Annotated in this window: 2 protein-coding genes; both read left to right on the top strand. The window is 68.6% G+C overall.

All coding sequences use genetic code 11. From position 1 onward, the window contains the following. The first annotated feature begins 5 nt into the window (after positions 1-5). Positions 6-1,139 carry a PP2C family protein-serine/threonine phosphatase gene (locus ACN269_RS35105; RefSeq protein ID WP_421477707.1) on the top strand — a complete coding sequence of 378 codons (1,134 nt, stop codon included), beginning with the start codon at positions 6-8 and terminating at the stop codon, positions 1,137-1,139. Between the two features lie 10 nt (positions 1,140-1,149). After that, on the top strand, positions 1,150-2,367 hold a 1,218-nt coding region (locus ACN269_RS35100; RefSeq protein WP_421477705.1), incomplete at its 3' end, for a sensor histidine kinase.

Here is a 2,367-nt window from a genome sequence, read left to right as displayed (position 1 = left end):
TGCTGTTGGTCGAGGATGACCGCGCCGATGCGCTGCTGGTCGAAGAACTGATCGCCGACGCCGCCGCGGACATCCACTACGCCTGGGCGGAGTCGATGGCCGATGCCGAGCGGGCGGTGTCTGCCGCCCGTCCGGACTGTGTGCTGCTGGACCTCAACCTGCCCGATTCGAGCGGCATCGACGCGCTGCAACGGATCGCACATGCTGACCCGACCATTCCGATCGTCGTGTTGACCGGTTTGAACGATGAACACTTCGGGGTGTCGGCGGTGGCCTCCGGCGCCCAGGATTACCTGGTCAAGGGCCGGGTCGAACCCGAGATGCTGCGCCGGGCGGTGCTGTATGCAATCGAGCGCAAGCGCGCCGAACTGACCGCCGTCGAACTGCATGCCAGCCGGCTGCAGGCCCGCGAGAACGCCCGCCTCGAACGCGGCCTGCTGCCGTCGCCGCTGCTGCTCGACAACCCCGGTGTCGAAATCGTCGCGAGATACCGGCCGGGTCGGCAGAACGCCCTGCTCGGCGGCGACTTCTTCGACTTCGTCCAAACCCCGGACCGGACCGTGCACGTCATGATCGGCGATGTTGCGGGCCACGGTGCCGACGAGGCCGCCCTGGGTGTGGCACTGCGTATCGCCTGGCGGGCGCTCACCTTTGCCGGCCTGCGCGGCGCCGAGCGGATGCGCCAGCTGGAACGCATCCTGCACGCCGAACGAGGCAAGAAGGGCATCTTCGCGACCGTGCTGAGCCTGGCCATACCGCCGCAGGGCACCCACATCACCGCGGTGCGCGCGGGACACCCGGGCATGCTGCTGCACGGCGACGGCACCGTGGACTGGGTCGAACCGGAGGGCGGCCCGGCGCTGGGGCTGCCCGCCGGCGAGTGGCTGCCCCAACAGGTGGAGTTACCGGCCGGCAAAGGGTTGGTACTGCTCACCGACGGCCTGTTCGAGGGCCGCTCCGGTCAGGGCAACGAACGCCTGGGGGAGCAGGGCTTGCTCGAGCTGGCGCGGTCGGTCGCGCACCTGCCGGGTCCGGCATTCGTCGACGCGCTGATCGACGCCGCCGAGCAACGGGCGCAGCCCTACGGCGGGCTCAGTGACGACATCGCGATGGTGCGGGTTGAGCGACAGCATGAGTAGGCTGGCCGGTTTGCACCGGCAGCTGACCGTGCAGGGCTGGCAAAACCTGCTGCTGGGCGGCATGGGTTTGGCAGTGCTCGCCGGCGTCATCGTCGGGGCAATCCTGATGAATCGCACCGACGAGGTCTCCCGCGAGGTGATCGAGCACATCCAGCCCGCGCGGATCGCGGCCTACCAGCTGCAGGCCGCGCTGCGCGACCAGGAGACCGCCGTGCGCGGCTACGCCATCGCCGCCGACCGCGAATTCCTAGCGCCCTACTTCGACGGCAGCCGCTCCGAGCGGGGTTTCGCCGCCGACATCCGCGAACACATCGGCCACCGCGAAGTTCTGGTCGCCGATCTGGACGCCATCGAGGCGGCCGCCGAGAACTGGCGCACCAGCTACGCCGAACCGATCATCGCGGGCGTGATACCGGGTTCGCCGCTGCCCATGGACCCCGCCACCACCGATCGCGGAAAGGCCTTGTTCGACGAGCTGCGGACGCTGTTCGCAGCGCAGAACGAGGATCTGGAACAGGCCCGTTCGGCCGGGATCGAACAGATGGCGCAGATGCGTGGCTGGCGCGATCGGGTCCTGGCGGCGATGGTGGTCGCGGTTTTCGTCACCGCGATCCTGTTGGCGGTGCTACTGCACAGCGCGGTCATCCGTCCGCTCGGAAATCTGGCCGAGGCCTGCCGGCGCATCACCGAGGGCAACTTCAACGAGCGCATCGCGCCGCGCGGCCCCAAGGACATCCGCGCGATCGCCGTCGACGTCGAGGACATGCGGCAGCGCATCGTCGACGAGCTCGAGTCGTCGCGTTCGGCGCGCGCGCAGCTCGACGAGCAGGCCGTCGAGCTGCGACGGTCCAACGCCGAGTTGGAGCAGTTCGCCTATGTTGCGTCGCACGACCTGCAGGAGCCGCTGCGCAAGGTGACCTCGTTCTGTCAGCTGCTGGAGAAGCGCTACGGCGATCAACTCGATGAGCGGGGCGCCGAATACATCAGCTTCGCGGTGGACGGCGCCAAACGCATGCAGGTGCTCATCAACGATCTGCTCACGTTCTCCCGAGTTGGCCGCTTCAACGCCACCCACACCGACCTCGACCTCGACGTGGCGCTCGACGCGGCGCTGAGCAACCTGGACCACGTCATCGACGAGGCCGGCGCCGAGATCGAACGCCCCGACGGTGGCCTACCTCGCGTGGCGGGGGATCCGACTCTGCTGGCGATGTTGTGGCAGAACCTG

It is taken from the genome of Micromonospora sp. WMMD736 (genome assembly GCF_049179015.1).
GTDB lineage: Bacteria > Actinomycetota > Actinomycetes > Mycobacteriales > Micromonosporaceae > Micromonospora.
Note: the sequence above shows the minus strand (reverse complement) of the source record. Positions and strands in the feature narration are given on the sequence as shown.